Origin of the sequence: Streptomyces sp. NPDC060366, assembly GCF_042725135.1 — a bacterium.
Lineage (GTDB): Bacteria > Actinomycetota > Actinomycetes > Streptomycetales > Streptomycetaceae > Streptomyces.
The window spans coordinates 26,582-44,832 of sequence record NZ_JBHXDC010000016.1; the positions used below are offsets into that span (position 1 = coordinate 26,582).

16 protein-coding genes, 1 pseudogene and 1 riboswitch are annotated in these 18,251 nt (G+C 70.1%); of the genes and pseudogenes, 8 read left to right on the plus strand and 9 right to left on the minus strand.

Features of this window, described 5'->3' with window-relative positions; genetic code table 11:
* The first annotated feature begins 28 nt into the window (after nt 1–28).
* Nucleotides 29–589 carry an NADAR family protein gene (locus tag ACFWHU_RS29880; RefSeq protein ID WP_387228712.1) on the plus strand — a complete coding sequence of 187 codons (561 nt, stop codon included), beginning with the start codon at nt 29–31 and terminating at the stop codon, nt 587–589.
* 72 nt (nt 590–661) lie between these two features.
* On the opposite strand, the gene ACFWHU_RS29885 is transcribed toward ACFWHU_RS29880, so the two are convergent.
* Complete coding sequence (locus ACFWHU_RS29885) at nt 662–1,390, minus strand: hypothetical protein (RefSeq protein ID WP_387228602.1); 729 nt, start codon at nt 1,388–1,390, stop codon at nt 662–664.
* Nucleotides 1,391–1,551: 161 nt separating this feature from the next.
* Here ACFWHU_RS29885 and ACFWHU_RS29890 point away from each other — a divergent pair, with 161 nt between their 5' ends.
* Complete coding sequence (locus tag ACFWHU_RS29890) at nt 1,552–2,577, plus strand: adenosine deaminase (RefSeq protein ID WP_387228604.1); 1,026 nt, start codon at nt 1,552–1,554, stop codon at nt 2,575–2,577.
* A 53-nt stretch (nt 2,578–2,630) separates the two neighbouring features.
* On the plus strand, nt 2,631–3,344 hold the full coding sequence (locus tag ACFWHU_RS29895) for a glycerophosphodiester phosphodiesterase (protein ID WP_387228714.1): 714 nt from the start codon (nt 2,631–2,633) through the stop codon (nt 3,342–3,344).
* Nucleotides 3,345–3,475: 131 nt separating this feature from the next.
* Here ACFWHU_RS29895 and ACFWHU_RS29900 read toward each other — a convergent pair.
* Nucleotides 3,476–4,020, minus strand: a pseudogene (locus ACFWHU_RS29900) (HXXEE domain-containing protein).
* Between the two features lie 177 nt (nt 4,021–4,197).
* Nucleotides 4,198–5,646 (minus strand): gamma-aminobutyraldehyde dehydrogenase, encoded by a 1,449-nt coding sequence (locus tag ACFWHU_RS29905; protein ID WP_385798515.1) that lies wholly within the window; start codon nt 5,644–5,646, stop codon nt 4,198–4,200.
* A gap of 175 nt (nt 5,647–5,821) precedes the next feature.
* Between ACFWHU_RS29905 and ACFWHU_RS29910 the strand changes: the two genes are divergently transcribed.
* The 5 genes from ACFWHU_RS29910 (at nt 5,822) to ACFWHU_RS29930 (ending at nt 11,062) form a co-directional block, all read left to right on the plus strand.
* Nucleotides 5,822–6,334, plus strand: coding sequence for an Lrp/AsnC family transcriptional regulator (locus ACFWHU_RS29910; RefSeq protein WP_078074818.1), 513 nt, complete (start codon nt 5,822–5,824; stop codon nt 6,332–6,334).
* Nucleotides 6,319–7,698, plus strand: coding sequence for an aspartate aminotransferase family protein (locus ACFWHU_RS29915; protein WP_385798518.1), 1,380 nt, complete (start codon nt 6,319–6,321; stop codon nt 7,696–7,698). The genes ACFWHU_RS29910 and ACFWHU_RS29915 overlap by 16 nt, the downstream gene beginning before the upstream one ends.
* 260 nt (nt 7,699–7,958) lie before the next feature.
* On the plus strand, nt 7,959–8,687 hold the full coding sequence (locus tag ACFWHU_RS29920) for an ABC transporter ATP-binding protein (protein ID WP_387228607.1): 729 nt from the start codon (nt 7,959–7,961) through the stop codon (nt 8,685–8,687).
* Nucleotides 8,669–9,826 (plus strand): hypothetical protein, encoded by a 1,158-nt coding sequence (locus tag ACFWHU_RS29925; protein ID WP_387228609.1) that lies wholly within the window; start codon nt 8,669–8,671, stop codon nt 9,824–9,826. The genes ACFWHU_RS29920 and ACFWHU_RS29925 overlap by 19 nt, the downstream gene beginning before the upstream one ends.
* 57 nt (nt 9,827–9,883) lie before the next feature.
* Entirely contained in the window at nt 9,884–11,062 is a 1,179-nt protein-coding gene (locus tag ACFWHU_RS29930; protein WP_387228611.1) for an LOG family protein, read from the plus strand.
* Between the two features lie 30 nt (nt 11,063–11,092).
* On the opposite strand, the gene ACFWHU_RS29935 is transcribed toward ACFWHU_RS29930, so the two are convergent.
* The 6 genes from ACFWHU_RS29935 to frr form a co-directional block, all read right to left on the minus strand.
* Nucleotides 11,093–12,175: an ABC transporter ATP-binding protein gene (locus ACFWHU_RS29935; RefSeq protein ID WP_387228717.1), complete on the minus strand. Its 1,083-nt coding sequence runs from the start codon at nt 12,173–12,175 to the stop codon at nt 11,093–11,095.
* Nucleotides 12,176–12,180: 5 nt separating this feature from the next.
* Nucleotides 12,181–13,794: an ABC transporter permease gene (locus ACFWHU_RS29940; RefSeq protein ID WP_387228719.1), complete on the minus strand. Its 1,614-nt coding sequence runs from the start codon at nt 13,792–13,794 to the stop codon at nt 12,181–12,183.
* Nucleotides 13,795–13,952: 158 nt separating this feature from the next.
* On the minus strand, nt 13,953–15,029 hold the full coding sequence (locus tag ACFWHU_RS29945) for a thiamine ABC transporter substrate binding subunit (RefSeq protein WP_387228721.1): 1,077 nt from the start codon (nt 15,027–15,029) through the stop codon (nt 13,953–13,955).
* Between the two features lie 97 nt (nt 15,030–15,126).
* Nucleotides 15,127–15,250, minus strand: a riboswitch (TPP riboswitch).
* Nucleotides 15,251–15,303: 53 nt separating this feature from the next.
* Nucleotides 15,304–16,416, minus strand: a complete 1,113-nt coding sequence (gene rlmN / locus ACFWHU_RS29950) for a 23S rRNA (adenine(2503)-C(2))-methyltransferase RlmN (protein WP_385798526.1) — start codon at nt 16,414–16,416, stop codon at nt 15,304–15,306.
* Between the two features lie 175 nt (nt 16,417–16,591).
* Nucleotides 16,592–17,662 (minus strand): phosphatidate cytidylyltransferase, encoded by a 1,071-nt coding sequence (locus tag ACFWHU_RS29955; RefSeq protein ID WP_387228613.1) that lies wholly within the window; start codon nt 17,660–17,662, stop codon nt 16,592–16,594.
* Complete coding sequence (gene frr, locus ACFWHU_RS29960) at nt 17,662–18,219, minus strand: ribosome recycling factor (protein WP_078074826.1); 558 nt, start codon at nt 18,217–18,219, stop codon at nt 17,662–17,664. Before frr ends, ACFWHU_RS29955 begins: the two co-directional genes overlap by 1 nt.
* Nucleotides 18,220–18,251 lie beyond the last annotated feature (32 nt).

The following is an 18,251-nucleotide window of genomic DNA, read 5'->3' on the forward strand; positions in this document are numbered from 1 at the left end:
GGTGGCTGCCAGACTCGCGTGCATGGGGATGATCACGGTTGCCGAGCTGATCGACCGTACGGGTCACGGCGAGAGATTCAAGTATCTGCACTTCTGGGGGCACGCCCCGCGGCGCGACGGCGTCATCGGCGCGAGCTGTCTCAGCCAGTGGTGGCAGTCACCGTTCACGGTCGACGGGGTGGAGTACGCCACGGCGGAGCACTGGATGATGGCGGCCAAGGCCCGGCTCTTCGACGACGCGGAGGCCGAGCGGAAGGCTCTGACCGCCTCCGGTCCGGCGTTGGCGAAGAAGGCCGGGCGGCTGGTGCGGGGGTTCGACGACGGGGCGTGGGAGCGCGCGCGGTCCGGCATCGTCGTGGAAGGCAGCGTCCACAAGTTCCGGCAGGACGACCGGCTGCGCGACTACCTGCTGGGCACCGGCGACCGGGTCCTCGTCGAGGCCAGCCCGATGGACCGGATCTGGGGCATCGGACTGGCCGCGGACGACGAGAGGGCGCAGGACCCCGCGCGCTGGCGCGGGATCAATCTGCTGGGCTTCGCTCTGATGGAGGCGCGGGAACGGCTCCGTACGGAGGCGGCGGGGGCCTGACGCCTCGACGGCCGTCTGCTGGACGCCTCACCGACCGCCGGGCCGAGCGGGGCGTATCAGGTCCCGGCGGGATCAGTGGTCGGCGTCCACGAGAAGCATGGCGGAGTAGCCGTCGGTGCCGCTGTCGTAGTCGTAGTCGTTGTTGTCGTCATTGATCGCGTCGGTGATCCCCCAGACGATCAGACCGATGACGACCGCCCCGATGACGATCCCGATGGTGCCCATGATGATTCCGGAGAGCGCCTGACCGCCGTTGGTGGCCTCACCCCGCTCGGCACGCTTCCTGCCGACGACGCCGAAGATCACGGCGAGGACGCCCAGGACGATGCCGACGACGCCGTACAGGCAGAACAGACAGATCGAAAGGATGCCGAGCGTCATCGCGGCGACACCCATGCCGTTCGCCGGGCCGGGCTGCCAGCCGCCCTGGCCGTATCCCGGATAGCCGGGGTATCCCGGGTATCCGGGATAGGAGGCGCCGGGATACGGGGTGGCCACGGGCGCGCTCGGGTAGCCGTACGGACCGGAAGTGGTCGGGGCCGGCCCCCCGGGGGCTATCGGCGGCGGCGGTACGGCTCCGGAGACGGGCCCGGTGCCCGGGGCGCCGGCGGCGCCCGGCTGCGGCCCCGCGATGGGCATCGACGTGACGGTCGACTGGTCGTGAACAGGCGTGAACGGCGGCTGGTCCTGGACGGGGCTCGACGCCTGCGCCGGCTTGTCCAACGGCACCCGGCGCTCGGGCGGCGCCCACGGATCGCTCGGCTCGTTGGCGCCCGGTGGCTGCGCGCTGCTGTCTGACATGGTCCTCCCCCATCGTGATTCCGTCATGCTAAGGCCTCCGCCGAGCGCGCTGCCCGCCCCGCCTACGATGGCTCCCGACCGGTAAAGCCCTGGGCAGGGGGACGTCCTGCCCGGCGGACGGCGGCACCCTTTCCGCCGCCGCTCAGTACGCGGAGGATCCGATGACCGACCTTCATCCCTTCATCGCAGGGTTGCCCAAGGCCGAACTGCATGTCCATCACGTCGGCTCGGCCTCGCCCCGTATCGTGTCCGAACTGGCGGCCAGGCACCCCGGATCCAAGGTGCCGACCGACCCCGAGGCGCTGGCCGACTACTTCGTCTTCACCGATTTCGCGCACTTCATCGACGTCTACCTCTCCGTCGTGGACCTGCTCCGTACCCCGGAGGACGTCCGGCTGCTGACGTTCGAGATCGCACGCGACATGGCCCGGCAGAACATCCGCTACGCGGAGCTCACGATCACCCCCTTCAGCTCGACCCGGCGCGGCATCCCCGCCGAGGCCTTCATGGAGGCGATCGAGGACGCCCGCAAGTCGGCGGAGTCCGAATTCGGAGTCGTGCTGCGGTGGTGCTTCGACATCCCCGGCGAGGCCGGCCTGGAGGCCGCGGACGAGACCCTGCGGCTCGCCGTCGACCTCCGTCCCGAAGGTCTGGTGTCCTTCGGTCTCGGCGGGCCGGAAATCGGCGTACCGCGGCCCCAGTTCAAGCCCCACTTCGACCGGGCGATCGCCGAGGGACTGCACTCCGTACCGCACGCCGGTGAGACGACGGGGCCCGGAACGGTGTGGGACGCGCTGAAGGAGCTGCGCGCCGAACGGATCGGTCACGGCATCAGCTCCGCCCAGGACGCGGAGTTGATGGCGTACCTCGCCGAGAACCGCATCCCTCTGGAGGTCTGCCCCACCTCCAACATCGCCACGCGGGCGGTCACCGACATCGAACTGCACCCGATCAGGACGCTCGTCTCCGCGGGCGTACTCGTGACGGTCAACAGCGACGACCCGCCCATGTTCGGCACCGACCTCAACAAGGAGTACGCGGTCGCGGCACGACTGCTGGAACTGGACGAGCGGGGGGTGGCGGGGCTCGCGAAGGGCGCCGTCGAGGCGTCGTTCCTCGACCAGGCCGGCAAGAACCGGCTGACCGCCGAGATCGACACGTACACCGCGCAGTGGCTCGCCACGTGACGGCCGCACGGGGCGCCTCCGAGGGTGTCGGCGACGGTATCGGCGACGCGCTGCTGCGCTCCGTCGTGGCCGTCGGGCACCGAGGAGATCCGTACCGAGTCCGCGAGAACACCCTTCCCTCGGTCCGATCCGCCCTGGAACGGGGCGCGGACGCTGTGGAGATCGACGTACGGGTCACGCGCGACGGGGTGCCCGTCCTGCTGCACGACTCCTCGCTGAAACGGCTCTGGGGGCATGACCGGGCGCTCGCGGACGTCACCCACGCCGAGGTGCGCACCCTGACACGGGGCGGCGTGCCGACGCTTCAAGAGGTTCTGCTGGCGCCGGAGCCGGTGGGGGACGCGCGTCTCATGATCGATCTGCCCGGCGCCACGGCGGCGACGGTGCGCGCGGTGGTAGGGACGGTGCGCGAATGCGGCGCGGCAGAGCGGGTGTACTACTGCGCGGGCGCGGATGCGATGCTCGCCGTGCGTGACGCCGACCCGGGCGCCGAGATCGCGATGACGTGGCAGTCGTTGTCCCCGCCGCGCCCCGTACTGCTCGACGCGGTACGGCCCCGCTGGCTCAACTACCGCTTCGGCCTGGTGAGTCGGGAGCTGACGGAGCGGGTACACCGCGACGGGCTGCTGGTCTCCGCCTGGACGGCGGACACGGGGCGGAGCATGCGACGCCTGGTCGCGGCGGGAGTCGACTCGATCACCACCAACCGCATCGACACGCTCGCGAAACTGCTGCGCACCGGTCGACCGGACCAGTTGGAGACGTAGGGACGGCGGGGGCAGTCGGCGCCAGGACGGGGCAGGGGCGGGCGGGACCGGACGGGGCGGCGCGCCCCCGCCGCCGAGGGCCCGGCTTCCCGGCGCCGACTCGCCCCAACCGCCACGAACGGGGCCGGAGTTCAGCGGCCCCCGACCACCCCGCGCGCGACGGCGTGCGAGATCGCGGTGGCACCCCCGGCTACGGCCAGCCCCAAGGCGATGTCGCGCGCCCGCGCCGGCTTCAGCACCCCGGCCCGCCGCAGCCGCCCCCGCGCCCACAGCGTGAACGGCACCACGATCAGCGGGGACGTGACGGACCCGGGCGTGTACCCCCGTACGGCGGCGGCCTGGGCGAGATGCACCAGACCGTGCAGTCCGAATCCGTCCAGCGCCCCTGGTAGAAGCCGGACCGGCCCCCCGTACGGTGCCCCGCCAGGGCCGCGGAGCCGACGAAGGCAGCCATTATCCCGACGGCCACGGCGAACTCGCGTGGCTCGACGGCGGCCATGGCACTCCACACCGGCTCCGGCACGCCGGGGATCCGCTCCCGCAGCGCGGGCAGGTTCTCGCTGATCCAACGGGGCCCGGTGGCCAGTTCCTCGGCATCGTGCAGAGCCCAGGCCACCAGCAGCCCCAGGGTCACGGCGGGGCCCACCCGTTCGCCGTGGACGTGTATCTCGGTCATGTTCGCGACCCTCTCAGACGCGGCCCACGACAGACGGGGCGGGGCACGGACCACCAGCGTGTCCGTGCCCCGCCCCGGGGAAAGCAACTCGGGCGACGTGTGCGCGAGTTGACGGGTCGACGAGCCTGTCGCCTCGCGGCGACCGACCCGTCGATCCGATGCGTCAGCCCTCGTATCTCACGCGTCGAGCGATGTCATCACGTGCTTGATGCGCGTGTAGTCGTCGAAGCCGTATGCCGACAGGTCCTTGCCGTAGCCCGACTGCTTGAAGCCGCCGTGCGGCATCTCCGCGACCAGCATGATGTGCGTGTTGATCCACACGCAGCCGAAGTCCAGGTTCTTGGACATGCGCATCGCGCGCCCGTGGTCCTTCGTCCACACCGAGGACGCGAGGGCGAACTCGACCCCGTTCGCGTACTCCAGCGCCTGCGCCTCGTCCGTGAACGACTGGACGGTGATGACCGGCCCGAACACCTCGTTCTGGATGATCTCGTCGTCCTGCTTGAGCCCCGAGACGACGGTCGGCGCGTAGAAGTACCCCTTGTCGCCGACCCGGTGACCGCCCGCCTCGACCTTGGCATGGGCCGGCAGCCGCTCGATGAAGCCCGAGACATGCTTCAACTGGTTGGCGTTGTTCAGCGGCCCGTACAGCACGTCCTCGTCATCAGGAGCACCGGTCTTGGTACCGGCGGCGGCCTTGGCCAGCTCCGTCACGAACTCGTCGTGGATCGACTCGTGCACCAGGACGCGGCACGCCGCCGTACAGTCCTGCCCGGCGTTGAAGAAGCCGGCCACCGAGATTTCCTCGACGGCCTTGGCGATCGCCTCGCTGTCGAGGTCCTCGAAGACCACGACGGGCGCCTTGCCGCCCAGCTCCAGATGCACGCGCTTGAGGCTCCTGGATGCGGACTCGGCGACCTGCATCCCGGCCCGTACGGAGCCGGTGATCGAGGCCATCGCCGGAGTCGCGTGCTCGACCATCGTGCGACCGCTGTCGCGGTCGCCGCAGATGACGTTGAAGACGCCCTTGGGCGCGATCGCGCCGATGATCTCCGCCATCAGCAGTGTGGAGGCGGGGGTGGTGTCCGACGGCTTCAGTACGACGGTGTTGCCCGCGGCGAGCGCCGGGGCGAACTTCCAGACGGCCATCATCATCGGGTAGTTCCACGGCGCGACCTGCGCGCAGACGCCCACGGGCTCACGCCGCACCATGCTGGTGAAACCGTCCATGTACTCGCCGGCCGAGCGGCCGTCGAGCATGCGCGCCGCACCCGCGAAGAAGCGGATCTGGTCCACCATCGGCCCGATCTCTTCGGTCCGGGTCAGCTCGAGCGGCTTGCCGGTGTTCTCCGACTCGGCGGCGACCAGGTCCTCGGCGCGCTCCTCGATCGCGTCCGCGATCTTGAGCATCACCTTCTGACGCTCGGCCGGGGTGGTGTCGCGCCAGGCAGGGAAGGCCGCGGCGGCGGCTTCCATCGCGGCGTCGACGTCGGCCTGGCCGGAAAGCGGGGACGTGGCGTAAGCCTCGCCCGTGGACGGGTTGACCACCTCGATGGTCCGTCCGTCGGCCGCGTCCCGGAACTCCCCGTTGATGTAGTTACGCAGACGGCGCAGCTCGGTGGTCACTGCCACCCCTCCTTACAGAAGTCATGCCGGATGTCCGATGGGTGAGACACCCCACCTTAAGCGTTCCGCCGACGCTTTCGACAGGCCCGACCCCTCCTAACTTCGGATTCAGTCATATCCTGACCCTTACACAACGAATTTCATCGCTCGAGGGTTGCGAGACAGACGAGGCGCGGTGCACAGTGAGCGCGTGGCCAGTCGCAGCGCAGACCCCAGGAACGGGCACGGCAACGGATCGTCGCCGACGATCGACTCCGTGTCCCTCGCGATCATCGAACAGCTTCAGGAGGACGGACGGCGCCCCTACGCCGCGATCGGCAAGGCCGTCGGCCTCTCCGAGGCGGCCGTACGCCAGCGCGTCCAGAAGCTGCTCGACCAAGGGGTCATGCAGATCGTTGCCGTGACCGACCCACTGACCGTCGGTTTCCTGCGCCAGGCGATGGTCGGCATCAACGTCGAGGGCGACCTCGACTCCGTGGCCGACGCGCTTACGGAGATGGCCGAGTGCGAGTACGTGGTGATGACCGCGGGCTCCTTCGACCTGATGGTGGAGGTCGTCTGCGAGGACGACGACCACCTGCTGAACGTCATCAACAAACGGATCCGCGCGCTCCCCGGCGTGCGCTCCACCGAGAGCTTCGTCTACCTCAAGCTGAAGAAGCAGACCTACATGTGGGGAACCCGATAGCCGTGAGCAAGGACCTCTCCAAAACCGCTTACGACCACCTGTGGATGCATTTCACCCGCATGTCGTCGTACGAGAACGCACCCGTGCCCACCATTGTGCGTGGTGAGGGCACCTACATCTACGACGACAAGGGCAAGCGCTACCTGGACGGCCTCTCCGGCCTGTTCGTGGTCAACGCGGGCCACGGGCGCCACGAGTTGGCCGAGACCGCCTACAAGCAGGCTCAGGAACTCGCCTTCTTCCCCGTATGGTCCTACGCCCACCCGAAGGCGGTCGAGCTTGCCGAGCGACTGGCCAACTACGCGCCCGGGGACCTCAACAAGGTCTTCTTCACCACCGGCGGCGGCGAGGCGGTCGAGACCGCCTGGAAGCTCGCCAAGCAGTACTTCAAGCTGACGGGCAAGCCCACCAAGTACAAGGTCATCTCGCGCGCCGTCGCCTACCACGGCACGCCGCAAGGGGCGCTGTCCATCACCGGGCTGCCGGCCCTGAAGGCCCCGTTCGAGCCGCTGGTCCCCGGCGCCCGCAAGGTGCCGAACACCAACATCTACCGCGCCCCGCTGCACGGCGACGACCCGGAGGCCTTCGGCCGCTGGGCCGCCGACCAGATCGAACAGCAGATCCTCTTCGAGGGCGCGGACACGGTCGCCGCCGTCTTCCTGGAGCCGGTGCAGAACGCCGGTGGCTGTTTCCCGCCCCCGCCGGGCTACTTCCAGCGGGTCCGCGAGATCTGCGACCAGTACGACGTGCTGCTCGTCTCGGACGAGGTCATCTGCGCGTTCGGCCGGGTCGGCACGATGTTCGCCTGTGACAAGTTCGGCTACGTACCGGACATGATCACCTGTGCGAAGGGCATGACGTCGGGCTACTCACCGATAGGCGCCTGCATCATCTCCGACCGTCTCGCCGAGCCCTTCTACAAAGGTGACAACACCTTCCTGCACGGCTACACCTTCGGCGGCCACCCGGTCTCCGCGGCCGTCGGCCTGGCCAACCTCGACATCTTCGAGCGTGAGGGCCTCAACCAGCATGTGCTGGACAACGAGGACGCCTTCTTCTCGACGCTGCGCAAGCTCCACGACCTGCCGATAGTCGGCGACGTACGGGGCAACGGCTTCTTCTACGGCATCGAGCTCGTCAAGGACAAGGTCACCAAGGAGTCGTTCACGGACGAGGAGACGGAGCGCGTCCTTTACGGCTTCCTCTCCAAGGCTCTGTACGAGAGCGGGCTGTACTGCCGCGCCGACGACCGCGGCGACCCGGTCGTACAGCTCGCGCCGCCGCTGATCTCCGACCAGTCGACGTTCGACGAGATCGAGCAGATCCTGCGCACAGTGCTGACGGAGGCCTGGACGAAGCTCTGATCCCCGCAGCGTACGGGGCGGCGTACGGCACCTACCGGGTGCCGCGGGCCGCCCCGTAGGTGCCGTACCCGCGCCTGATCCTCATGACGGCCCGGGTGCCCCCGTTCGAGTGCAAAGGGGGCACCCGGGCCGCGTGCTGTCCGCGCTCCTCGTTCGCGATCTTTACGGTGCAGTGACCGATCGGCTTCGCCTTCGTTCCCCCGGACGGGGCGCGGTACGTCATCTCTGAACCGAGCCTGATCCGAACCGAGGTGTACGCCATGGTTGCCCCGCCGGACAACGACGTGCTCTGGGCGCGTTCCCTGCACCATTCGCACAACGGCTCACCCGCGCTCAGCGGCGTCTCGCTCGGTGTGCGCGAGGGAGAGATCCTCGCCGTCACCGGCGCGCGCGGAAGTGGCAAGACGACCCTGCTGCGCTGTCTCTCGGGTCAGCTCGTCCCGGAGGAGGGCGAGGTCTGGTTCAACAGCACCGCCGTCCACACGATGCCCCCGTCGCTGCGTGAACGGCTCCGGCGCGACCGTTTCGGATGGATCGACTCGGATCCGGTCCTGGTCCCGGAGCTCACCTCGTGGGAGAACGCGGCCCTGCCGCTGCTGTTGCGCGGCTCCTCCCGCCGCGCGGCGAAGGCGGCGGCCATGGAGTGGCTGGAGCGGCTCGACGTCGGTATGTGCGCCGGCAAGCGTCCGCACGCCCTGCTCCAGTCGCAGCGCCAACGCGTCGCCGTCGCCCGCGCCCTGGTCAGCACGCCCTCCGTACTGTTCGCCGACGAGCCGACAGCGCCGCTGTACGCCGCCGAGCGCGCACAGGTCCTGCGCACGTTGACGACCGCGGCGCGCTCGCACCGCATCACCGTCATCCTCGCCACCCTCGATGACGAGGTATCGACGCTCGCCGACCGCATCGTCACCCTGGTCGACGGCCACCGCGTGGGCGCCCTGCGGCCGACCGAGGCGGAAGGCCAGGCAGCGTGCTCGCTCTCCGTCTAGCCCGTGGCAGCCACCCCCTCGTCCTGCTGCGCAGGCTGCTGGTGGCCGCGGCGTCGGCGGGGGTCGGCTTCCTCCTCCTGTGCACCCTGGGCTGGGCCGTGAACCACCCCTCCGGATCACTGCTGCGGCTGCTGTGGTGCGTGCTCCCGCTCGCCGCGACGCTGCAGTTCGCGGTCGCCGTAGCGCGTGCGGACCCGAGCACCCGGCCACGTTCCGGTCTCTCCGCCGTCGGCCTCGGCCCGGCTCAACTCACCGCGCTCGCCGCCGCGTCGACCACTCTTTCCTGCACCGTCGGCAGCATGGTGGCGCTGCTGTTCTTCCTTCACCTGCGTGGCGACATCACGGGGCTCCCCTTCGACGGTGCCGCGGCCGATCTGCTCGGCGCGGGACAGCCGCTGCCCCTGGCCGCCGCCCTCACGCTGCTCGCCGTCGTACCTGTCCTCGCCGGCGCGGCCACCGGACTCGCCCTGCGTCCGCGTACGACGGGGCGGGCCGAACACACCGATAGCGAACTGCCCGCGACGCCCAAGCCCGCACCGTCGGGGCTCCCTTGGGGCGTCGCACTCACCGCGGCGGGGCTCGCCGTCGAGACCTACGCGAGCAGAGCCGATTCCGGATCGCCCCTGCCGATGCCGGGACGGTTCGAAGGCAGCCCGGCCGGTGTCCTGGCCGGCTGGTCACTGACGGCGCTGGGCCTGGCCCTCGCCGGTCCCGGCATCGCGTACCTCTGCGGCCAACTCCTCCAAATGCTGCGCCCCGGTGCGACGCGACTGCTCGCGGGGCGGATCCTGATGGACGAGGCGGTGCGGATCGGCCGACCGCTCGGCGTGGTCTGCGCGGTGATCTCCGGCGGATTCGCCGCCGCGGCGCTGTACGGCCCCGGCGACGAGCGCCCGTTCGGGCCGCTCACCGGCCTCGGCGCCACACTTGTCGTGGGCTGCACCGTCGCGACGCTGCTGATGGCGGTCCTGGAGGCCAAGCACGCCCGCACAGACACGACGGCCGCGATGGTACGGGTCGGCGCGCCCACGGGGCTCCTGCGTACCGCGGCGGCGCTGAGGGCGGGAGCGCTGCTCGCCGTATTCGGACCGCTGACGTGGATGATCGCCGCGCTGGCCGCCGTACCGCTCACCGGCTGAACCGGCCGCCTTCCCGAACTCAGGCTCCCTGTCCGAACGGGGGCCTATCGTGTCCGCATGGCGAACGGCGCGGGACACGACGGACATGAAGCACAACAGGCGGCGGCGCAGAGCCCCCAGGGACCCTGGGAGCACCGGGCGGACGGCCTGGATCGCGAGATCGAATCCCTCGACGAGTTCGACCAGGTGATCCTGGGCGGGACGCTCAGCGGCTTCCGGGTCCAGTCGGTCGACCTGACGGGCCGTACGCTCGCCCTGCTGTCCACCGACACCTCCGAAACGGTCTTCCTCGGCTGCCCGATGGCGCCCGACGCCGCGGCGAAGATACGGGGCGACGGGGCCCTGGTATTCCCGCCCGTCCCGCATCTCCCGTTCGACCCGTACCGGGGCCTGCTCTACTCGCCCGAGCAACTCTTCGAGAGGCTGGACGAGGGCGGGTACGAGGCGACGCCGGACGCGCTCGCCTACGAGTGGTTTCAGCGCACCAAGGCCGACGGCGACATACTCTCCTCGATGCTGCGGTCGGTCCACGACGACGCGATCTCGGATGCCCTGGACGAACATCTCGCTGGCGCACGGGTCGTCGGCGTGATGGGCGGCCACGCCATGGCGCGCGGTACGGACGCGTACGCGGGAGCGGCCCGCCTCGGCCGCGACCTGGCCCGTACGGGGCTGACCGTCGCGACCGGCGGCGGCCCCGGTGCCATGGAGGCCGCCAACCTGGGCGCGTACGCGGCCCCGCATCCCGACGAGATGCTGGACGAGGCCCTCGAAATCCTCGCCAAGACACCGTCGTTCAGCCCGTCGATCTCCGACTGGGCGCGCGCCGCCTTCGAGGTACGGGGCCGCTGGCCCGGGGGCGACGGCTCCGTGGGTATCCCCACGTGGTTCTACGGCCACGAACCGCCGAACGCCTTCGCGGGCCACATCGCGAAGTACTTCGCCAACGCGACCCGCGAGGACGGTCTGCTCGCCCGCTGCAACGCCGGCGTCGTCTTCCTGCCCGGCGCTGCGGGCACCGTCCAGGAGGTCTTCGACAACGCGACGCCGAATTACTACGAGTCACGTGGCGAGCCGACGCCCATGGTCCTCGTCGACCGCACGCACTGGACGGAGCGGCTGCCGGCCTGGCCGCTGCTCACGTCGCTGGCGCGGAAGCGCTCGATGGAATCACGCATCGCGCTCGTCGACTCGGTGGCCGAGGTCCCCGAGGCCCTGGCCCGGCTCTCCAGCTGACCGACCCGGCGCGCACCGGGTGAGGTCGCGTCAGTGCGCCCCGTTGTCGCCCGTTGGGGCCTCGCCCTTCGCGACGTCGGTCGAGTCCGGCTCCCGTTCGTCCAGGACCACCACGTCCTCGGCGATGAAGGAGACCCCGACCCTCGCACTCTCGTCGGGTACGTCGCGGAGGCCGCACTCCGCCTCGATCTCCGGCCCGTCCTCGGGGCGCAGCAGGACGGCGACGTGACTGCCGCGGAAGGTGCGGGCCCCGACGGTGCAGCGCAGTCCGTCCTCGGGGGCGCCGAGCCGTACCCCGGTGGGACGCACCAACAGCGCGCGTGAGCCCTGGGGGGAGGCGTCGGGCACCGGGATCTTGCCCCAGGGCGTGTCGGCGGTGTCACCGTCCACGGTGGCCGCCACGACGTTGTCGAAGCCCAGGAAGCGCGCCACGAAGGCGGACGCCGGCCGTTGCCAGACCTCCACCGGCGTGCCGGTCTGGGCGACGCGTCCGTCACGCATCACCACGACCCGGTCGGCGAGCGCGAAGGCCTCGCCCTGGTCGTGCGTGACGGCGAGCACCGTCGTACCCAACTGGCCGAACACGCCGCGCAGTTCCACGACCAGGCGCTCGCGCAGACTCCGGTCGAGCTGACCGAGCGGCTCGTCGAGCATGAGCAGCCGGGGCCGAGGGGCAAGCGCCCTCGCCAGTGCCACGCGCTGTTGCTCGCCGCCGGACAGCGCAGCGACGGCGCGGCTCTGGGCGCCCGGCAGGCCGACCAGATCGAGCAACTCGTCGACACGTCGCCGCTGTTCGCCGCGCGATTCGCCACGCACGCGCATTCCGAAGGCGACGTTGCCGCCGACGTCACGCTGCGGAAAGAGCTGGTGGTCCTGGAACATCAGCCCTACGCCGCGCCGGTGCACCGGCACCCCCGCCTGGTCGGCCCCCTCCAGCAACACCCGTCCCGCGTCCGGCGGCTGAAGCCCGGCGACGACGCGCAGCAAGGTTGACTTGCCGCTGCCGCTCGGCCCCAGCACACAGACGATCTCGTGTGCGGCGATCTCCAGATCCACCGCGTCGAGCGCCGTACGCCGCCCGAATCGCACGGTCACGTCCTCAAGAGTGAGCAGGGCCATCAGAACTCTCCGGAGCGGTCGGTACGGATACGTTCGAGCACCAGCAGCGACACGGCGCACACCACCATCAGCACCGTGCTCAGCGCCATCGCCTGCCCGTAGTTGAGATCACCGGGCCGCCCCAGCAGCCGGGCGACCGCCACCGGCAGCGTCGGCCGGTCCGGTCGCGCGATGAAGACCGTGGCACCGAACTCACCCAGCGAGACGGCGAAGGCGAATCCGGCGGCCACCAGTACCGCCCGCCGCACCATCGGAAGATCGACCTCCCGCCACACACGCAATGGCGAGGCCCCGAGAACGGCCGCGGCCTCCCGCAACCGCCCGTCCACGGCGCGCAGTACGGGCAGCATCACCCGTACGACGAAGGGGACGCCGACCAGCGCCTGGGCGAGCGGCACCAGGATCCACGACGCCCGCAGGTCCAGCGGCGGCTTGTCGAGCGTGATCAGGAACCCGAAGCCGACGGTCACGGCGGAGACGCCGAGCGGGAGCATCAGCAGCGCGTCGAAGCCACGTACGAGGCGCCCCGCCCGTCGGGTGAGAGCGGCGGCGGCCAGCCCGCCCACGATTAGGGCGATGACCGTCGCCGTCAAGGCGTACCGCAGGGAGTTCCAGACCGCTTCCAGGGGCGGTACGAGGAAGGTGCCGCCGCTCGCCTCCACCGAACGGAGCGCTCGGTAGTAGTCGAAGCCGTACCCGGCGGGGCCGTCGAGCGACCGCTCGATCAGTACGCCGAGGGGCAGCAGGATCAGCAGGAGGACGGTGCCGAGCACGCCGGCGAGCAGCGCCCACTGGCCGGCTCCGCGCGGCCTGCGCACCGTCAGGGCGGGGTCGACCAGTTTCAGGGCCGTCTCCCGCCTGCGTACGGTCCAGGCGTGCAGCGCCAGAATCGCGCCGACAGCGGCGAACTGCACCATCGTCAGGACGGCGGCGGTGGGCAGGTCGAGAAGTTGCGCGGTCTGCCGGTAGACCTCCACCTCCAGGGTGGAGTACGCCGGGCCGCCCAGGATCTGGACGATGCCGAAGGAGGTGAACGTGAAGAGGAAGACCATCAGCGCCGCGGCGGCGACCGCGGGGCCGAGCGCGGGCAGCGTCACTCGCCACCACGCCGCGAGCCGGCCGGCGCCGAGCACCCGCGCGGCCTCCTCCTGACGCGGGTCGAGCTGCGCCCAGAGGCCGCCCACGGTGCGGACGACCACCGCGTAGTTGAAGAAGACATGCGCGAGAAGGATCGCCCACACCGTCGTGTCCGCCCGGACACCCCACAGCTCGTCGAGCGGGCCGCCGCGCCCCAGCAGCGCGAGGAACGCCGTGCCGACGACGACGGTCGGCAGGACGAACGGCACGGTCACGACTGCGCGCAGGAGTTGTTTGCCGGGGAACTCGAAGCGCGCGAAGACGTAGGCACCGGGGAGCGCGATCAGCAGAGTGAGGGCGGTGGAGACCGCGGCCTGCCACGTCGTGAACCAGAGCACCTGGCGGATGTCGGGCCGGCTCAGCACGTCCCCGAACCGGCCCCAGTGCCAGGAGCCGTCCACCTTCAGCCCGCGGGCGACGATCGCCGTGACGGGGTACGCGAAGAAGACCGCGAAGAACGCGACGGGGACGGCCATGAGGCAGAGCCGTACGACGCTGCCCCGTCGCCGTGCGGCGCGCACCGCGGCGCCCGCCTCCCGGCCCCGTCCTCGCCCCGCCCCTCCGCCCGGGCCCCGGACGACCGGCCCCGCGTCCGTACGCGTGGTCGTGTCGCCCTCCAAGGCGCCCTTCGCGACTACTTGACGACGAGTGAGGACCACGACTGGATCCACTCGTCACGGTTCTTGGCGATCTTCTCCGGGGCCACGGTCTCCGACTTGTCGACCACGGCGCCGTGGTCGGTGAAGAGCGCGGGCAGCTTCGCACCGTCGACGACCGGATTCACGAACATGTTGAGCGGCATGTCCTCCTGGAAGGTCTTGCTCACCAGGAAGTCCAGCAGGGCCTTGCCACCCGCCCCGTTCTTCGCGCCCTGGAGCAGTCCCGCGAACTCGATCTGCCGGAAGCAGGTGCCCGTGGCGACGCCGGTCGGCGCCTCCTTGGGCTGCGGGTCGGCGTACAGGACCTCGACGGGCGGGCTCGACGCGTACGAGACGACGAGGGGGCGCTCCGCCTTGGCCTTCTTGCCACCCGCCGAGCCGGAGAACTCCTCGTTGTAGGCCTGTTCCCAACTGTCGACCACCTGGACGCCGTTGGCCTTGAGCTGCTTCCAGTAGCCCTGCCAGCCGTCGTCCCCGTACGCGGCGACGGTGCCGAGGAGGAAGCCGAGGCCGGGTGAGGACTGCTCCGCGTTCTCGACGACGAGCAGGTCCTTGTAGGCGGGCTTCGTCAGGTCGGCGAAGGACTGCGGCGGGGCCAGCTTCTTGTCGGTGAAGTACTTCTTGTCGTAGTTGACGCAGATGTCGCCGGTGTCGACGGGCGTGACACGGTGTTTGGCGTCGTCGAGCCGTACGTCGGCGCGGACCTGGTCGAGGCCCTTCGCCTCGTACGGCGTGAACAGGCCGTTGTCGAGGGCGCGGGAGAGCAGGGTGTTGTCGACGCCGAAGAAGACGTCGCCCTGCGGCGCACCCTTGGTGAGGATCTCCTTGTTGAGCGCCTCGCCCGCCTCGCCGCTCTTCAGCACCTTGACGGTGTAACCGGTCTGTTCGGTGAACTCCTTCAGTACGGAGTCCGAGGCGGCGAACGAGTCATGGGCGACCAGCGTCACATTCTTGGACTTCGCGCCGTCCGACGACGTGGAGTCGTCGGACTCGCCGCCGCACGCGGCGAGCCCGGAGACGCCCAGCGCGGCGGCGAGGGCGCCGGCCGCCATTCTCTTCGTGGTACGCACTGAATTCCTCCTGGGATGTCCAGGAGAAGACGCGGCCCTGCCCCGCACCGGCGGACCGGAGCAGGGCAGGGCGCAACAGCTTGAGTGATGTCCGAACTTCCTACCCAGAATGACCTGGGCAAGGTTCAGAGGGTCTGCGACCGTGAGGCTCGTCCGAGCCTCTGCCGCACTCTCAGCGCTGTGGCGCTCCCCTGTCGGAATATGTAATTCGTTCGAACCCAGCGTACATGGGCCCCGTCGGGGCCCTTCGCCGCGCTCAGCGCTCCGTCGCCGCCAGCTGACCGCACGCCCCGTCGATCTCCTGACCGCGGGTGTCACGCACCGTCACCGGCACCCCGTGGGACGCGATCGCCTCGACGAATGCCTTCTCGTCCTCCGGGCGGGAGGCCGTCCACTTGGATCCGGGAGTCGGGTTGAGCGGGATCAGATTGACGTGCACCCGCTTCCCCTTGAGCAGCCGGCCCAGCAGATCGCCCCGCCACGCCTGGTCGTTGATGTCGCGGATCATGGCGTACTCGATGGAGATCCGGCGGCCGGACTTCTCCGCGTACTCCCAGGCGGCGTCCAGCACCTCCCGCACCTTCCAACGGGTGTTGACCGGCACGAGGGTGTCGCGCAGCTCGTCGTCGGGCGCGTGCAGCGAGACGGCGAGGCGGCATTTGAAGCCCTCGTCGGCGAATCGCAGCATCGCGGGCACCAGGCCCACCGTCGAGACAGTGATGCCGCGCTGCGAGAGTCCGATGCCGTCCGGCTCGGGGTCGGTCAGCCGGCGGATCGCCCCGACGACGCGGCGGTAGTTGGCGAGCGGTTCACCCATGCCCATGAAGACGATGTTGGACAGCCGCGCGGGGCCGCCGGGAACTTCACCGTCGCGCAGCGCGCGCATGCCGTCCACGATCTGGTGCACGATCTCCGCCGTGGACAGGTTGCGGTCGAGACCCGCCTGCCCCGTGGCGCAGAACGGGCAGTTCATCCCGCAGCCGGCCTGCGAGGAGATGCACATGGTGACGCGGTCCGGGTAGCGCATCAGGACGGACTCGACGAGCGTGCCGTCGTGCAGCCGCCACAGCGTCTTACGGGTGGTGTCGTCGTCGCAGGAGATGTGCCGCACCACGGACATCAGGTCGGGCAGCAGCTCCGCGGCGAGCTTCTCGCGTGCGGCGGCGGGGATGTCCGTCCACTCGGCGGGGTCGTGCGCGAACCGCGCGAAGTAGTGCTGCGAGAGCTGCTTGGCACGGAACGCCTTCTCGCCCAGCGCCGCCACGGCCTCGCGGCGCTCCTCCGGTGTGAGGTCGGCGAGGTGCCTCGGCGGCTTCTTGGCGCCACGGGGCGCGACGAAGGTGAGTTCTCCGGGATTGGGCGGTGCCATGAGCTGTTTTCTCCTCGGTACGACGAGGCCGGTGTTCCCCGCCGACCGCGGGAGGGACGCGGGCACGCTGCCGGTGCCAGGAGACCTCATGTGACGGGCTCCGCGACCGCGGAGCGCAGTAAGGCCCGCCGTCCAGGACGGCGGGCCTTACCAGGGTAACCGGTACGGATACGGCTCAGCCCGAGCCGACGAACACCACCAGCAGCAGCCACACGACCGGTGCCGTCGGCAGGAGCGAGTCGAGGCGGTCCATGATGCCGCCGTGACCGGGCAGCAGCGTGCCCATGTCCTTGATCCCGAGGTCCCGTTTGATCATCGACTCGCCCAGGTCACCCAGCGTGGCACTGGCCGCAACGGCGAGGCCGAGCAGCAGGCCCTGCCACCAGGTGCCGCCGTCGATGAGGAACTGCATGCACAGTGCGCCCGCCACCATGGCGAATCCCACTGCGCCGAAGAGACCTTCACGGGTCTTGCCGGGGCTGATGCGCGGCGCCAGCTTGTGGCTGCCGAAGCGCCAGCCGATCGCGTACGCCCCGGTGTCGCTGACGATGGTCAGCACCAGGAAGGTGAGGACGCGCTGCGCGCCGTCGTCCGCCGTGAGCATCATCGCGACGAACGTCGCGAGGAAGGGCACGTAGAACACCGCGAAGACGCCCGCCGTCACGTCCTTGAGATAGCCCTCGGGCGGCTCCGTCATGCGCCAGGCGAGCACGGCGAGTGCCGTGAGCGCGGTCGCGACCCAGGCGCCTTCCGCGCCCCGTACGTAGCCGGCGACGACCATCGCGGCGCCACCGACCGCGAGTGGGACGAGAGGCGCCTTGATGCCCTTCTTCTCGTTGAGACGGGAGGTCAGCTCCCACAGCCCGACGACGACGGCGACCACTATGACGCCGATGAACACGGCCTTCACGATGAAGAGGGATGCCACGATCACCGCGCCGAGCCCCACACCGACCCCTATGGCCGCACGCAGGTCGCGGCCCGCCCGCTTCTTCGGAGGAGGTGGCGGAGTGGCGGACATGGGCTCCTGCGGCGTTTCGTCACGGAACAGGGGGCCGCCCGGCCGAGCAGCCCCCCGGTCGTCATCCTGGGCCCCGCCGTTCGCGGGTACGTCGGGCACGATGGGCATGGGCCGAGTCTGCTGTGCGTCAAGCTCATCGTATGCGGGACCCGCCGGGGCAGCCCCCTGGTCAGGCGGTCCCCAGTAGCCGGCGGTCGGCGGGGCCCCCCAGGAAGAGTCGTTCATCAGACCTCGAGCAGCTCGGCTTCCTTGTGCTTGAGCAGCTCGTCGACCTGGGCGACGTACTTCGCCGTGGTGTCGTCGAGCTCTTTCTCGGCGCGGCGGCCCTCGTCCTCGCCGACCTCGCCGTCCTTGATCAGCTTGTCGATCGTCTCCTTGGCCTTGCGGCGCACGGAGCGGATCGAGATCTTCGAGTCCTCCGCCTTGGTCTTGGCGACCTTGATGTACTCCTTGCGGCGGTCCTGCGTGAGCTCGGGGAACACCACCCGGATGATGTTTCCGTCGTTGCTCGGGTTCACCCCGAGGTCGGAGTCGCGGATGGCCTGCTCGATGTTGCGCAGCGCGCTCTTGTCGAACGGGGTCACCACGGCCATACGCGGCTCGGGCACCGAGAACGAGGCCAGCTGGTTGATCGGGGTCAGCGCACCGTAGTAGTCCGCCACGATCTTGTTGAACATCGCCGGGTGCGCACGACCGGTGCGGATCGCGGCGAAGTCCTCCTTGGCGACCAGGACGGCCTTCTCCATCTTCTCCTCTGCTTCGAGGAGGGTCTCTTCGATCACCACTTGCTCCTGCGTGTCTTGAGTGGGCCCGG